This window comes from Halochromatium roseum (assembly GCF_016653315.1).
GTDB lineage: Bacteria > Pseudomonadota > Gammaproteobacteria > Chromatiales > Chromatiaceae > Lamprobacter > Lamprobacter roseus.
In genome coordinates, this window is sequence record NZ_NHSH01000073.1 from 1 (window position 1) to 2531 (window position 2531).

Annotated in this window: 4 protein-coding genes; 2 read left to right on the forward strand and 2 right to left on the reverse strand. The window is 62.1% G+C overall.

From position 1 onward, the window contains the following. Window positions 1-90 precede the first annotated feature (90 nt). Together CCR96_RS25395 and CCR96_RS20510 are read right to left on the reverse strand one after the other, a co-directional pair. The gene (locus tag CCR96_RS25395; RefSeq protein ID WP_201223014.1) at window positions 91-600 is read right to left on the reverse strand and encodes a PIN domain-containing protein; all 510 of its coding nucleotides are present in this window, start codon (window positions 598-600) and stop codon (window positions 91-93) included. Further along, complete coding sequence (locus CCR96_RS20510; RefSeq protein ID WP_201223016.1) at window positions 584-862, reverse strand: UPF0175 family protein; 279 nt, start codon at window positions 860-862, stop codon at window positions 584-586. The genes CCR96_RS25395 and CCR96_RS20510 overlap by 17 nt, the downstream gene beginning before the upstream one ends. 170 nt (window positions 863-1032) lie before the next feature. Here CCR96_RS20510 and CCR96_RS20515 point away from each other — a divergent pair, with 170 nt between their 5' ends. Further along, entirely contained in the window at window positions 1033-1590 is a 558-nt protein-coding gene (locus CCR96_RS20515; protein WP_201223018.1) for a hypothetical protein, read from the forward strand. Beyond that, window positions 1565-2161 carry an SOUL family heme-binding protein gene (locus tag CCR96_RS20520; RefSeq protein ID WP_201223020.1) on the forward strand — a complete coding sequence of 199 codons (597 nt, stop codon included), beginning with the start codon at window positions 1565-1567 and terminating at the stop codon, window positions 2159-2161. Before CCR96_RS20515 ends, CCR96_RS20520 begins: the two co-directional genes overlap by 26 nt. The last annotated feature ends 370 nt before the right edge of the window (window positions 2162-2531 follow it).

Below are 2531 nucleotides of genomic sequence, written 5' to 3' on the forward strand. Positions count from 1 at the left end.
GCTCCCAGCGCTGCAACGTCTTGACCGAAACGCCCAGCCGTTTCGCCGCTTTGCCTGTACTCATGGTGCTTTCCATGAGACAATAGTACACTATCGCGCATTTTTTGCAACACTAGAGTCTAGCTCCCCGGCCAGGGCCAGTACGCGCTCGACGACGTCGTTGGCGAGCCAACCTCCATGACGGCGGATACGCTCGACACCCTGGGCCACCGAGTCCAGCTTGCCGCGCCGTTTGGCGTGCAGAAGCACGCCGAGGGAGCCCGTCATCGGGATGGAGCTACGGCGGGCAACCCGCCTCGCCTTGAGATCGTCCAGCACCACGGTGGCCCCCGGAAGATCCAGGGCGAGCTGGATCACCGCCGCCTCGCCGAGATCCAACTCGCCCGCTAGAAGCGGCGAAATCCCGTTCGCCAGAGCGTACACGTTGATATCGGTTACCATCCGAAGCCTCCGGGCGGTGTCGTCCAGCTGGGCACCTGCCTCCAACTCCCGGAGCACAGGCTCCGGCACCAAGACCCGGCCGTAGAGCGCCGGTAGGGCATCGAGCCCACCCAAGGCAACGCTCAGGTGTATGACCGGGCTGCTATTGAGGATGATCACTGGCGGCCTCGGCAGCAGCGAGATCCCCCTCCAACTCCTCAGCGCCCACCTGGATGGCGGATACCCCAAGGCGGCCAAGCTCGGCGAGAAACGCTACTCGCCCCATTCCGATCAGGCCGGCGGCCTGCCCTGAGCTGAGCCTGCCAATCTCGAACAATTTGGCGGCCATGGCCAGACTTGCCTCACGCTCAAACTCCGCTCGGGACATATGCAGCGCATCGGGGAAGGTTTCCGGGTAATCGACGGATAAGGTATTGCTCATGGCCAAGTGCTCTTGGGTGCGCAGGCGTATCGCTCATCTTCGCCGAATCGACCGGGCGAAGCCAGAGGCGCGAGGACTTCGTAGGACAGTCGGTGTCATCGCTGGTTCTGGCGAGTGTCTGCTGTCCTCGCGGCTACAGAACCCGGGCAGCAATACGCTAATTTCCGGATTTGGCCGAAACCTGCCATAGCGACGAGCGGCGGATAAAACGTTCATGGCGTGGTCAACAGCTGCTGAGCTACCCCGAAAAGGGCCTACTGGAATGCGGTCATCACATTGGCGCTCAGCGCGCGGATCCTGCATCGGGAACAGCCGATGTGACGAGGTTTCGCGGGGCCAATACTGAGCACGGCTGTCTCGCGGGTGGAGCCGTTTCTCTAAGCCAACAACCGATCAAGAGGTCAACCATTGAAGTCTCTCTAACGGACTTCGCTCAACGATTCACCGCGTTCAAGGCCATCAATGATCTGTGGCAGCAGGTGTTCGATCCGATGCAGCAGCTCAGACCGGCGCGTGTGACCGATTCGAAGCCAGACCACCTGCGGTGTCTGGCGAGGAAGTGCCATCCGCCAGAGGGCGAAGCCTTCATCCCAGTCTTGCCAACACGCCAGCCGCACGAGGACATTGATGATGAACAGGCACACCCAACGCTTGACGCGTATCGCGTTGACGATGCTACTGACAGTTTGGGGAGGGCAAGCGATGGCCACCGAAGAACCGGCTTATGAGATCGTCGGTGAAGGCCCGGTTTTCGAGCTGCGCCGCTATCAGCCGCAAGTGCTCGCGGAGACCAAGGTGCAGGGTCGCTTCGACAAGGTCGGGGGCAAGGCCTTCGGCATCCTTGCCGACTACATCTTCGGCAACAACCAGGCCGCCGAGAAGATCGCGATGACCGCACCCGTCACGCAGCGCCCGTCGGCCAGCGACGATGACCAAGCCGGAACTCGGATCGAGATGACCGCCCCGGTGACGCAACGCCCCGCGCAGCCCGACGCCAACGGCTTCATCATTAGCTTCGTGATGCCGGAGCGCTTCACGCTCGAGACCGTGCCGCGTCCCAACGATCCGCGCGTCATCCTCCGCGAAGAACCCGGTCGTCTCATGGCCGTGCTGCGTTACGCCGGCGGCTGGGGCGAATCCAAGTATCGGAACCATGAGACGCAGCTGCTCGATGCGGTCCGTGCCGCTGGTCTGATACCGGTTGGCGAGCCCCTCTATGCCCGCTACAACTCGCCGTTCTCGCTGCCGTTCCTGCGCAGCAACGAGGTCATGGTCGAGGTCGTTGAGCTCGATCAGTGAGCCAACGCTCCTGCGCAGAGTTGCGCCTCAGTGCTCACTGTCACGACCCAGCCAAGACCGAGACCGTTGTCGGCTTCGCCACAGGCTCAGGCAAGCTGAGTGGCGACATGCGGCTAACGATGGCGATGACATCCGGCCGCTCAACAACCGAGATGCCGCTGCTCCATCGATCAGGATCCGCCTTCGCTTCAACCACTTGAACCCTTTGGTCGCTCCTGTCTTCGGGATGCCGGCCAGCACGCCGTTGATTGGCGCGGGTCTTGCTGCATTTGCTCAAATCGACGGGCGGATGATCAAGACACTCACCAAGGCTCCCAGCGGAGCGACACGCACTCGACGGGGGCAGTATGCGTCAGATCGGCATCTTCTT

Coding starts and splice junctions, on each gene's coding strand:
- CCR96_RS20520 (WP_201223020.1), top strand. CDS start 1,565: ATGGCCACCGAAGAACCGGCTTATGAGATCGTCGGTGAAGGCCCGGTT.
- CCR96_RS20510 (WP_201223016.1), bottom strand. CDS start 862: ATGAGCAATACCTTATCCGTCGATTACCCGGAAACCTTCCCCGATGCG.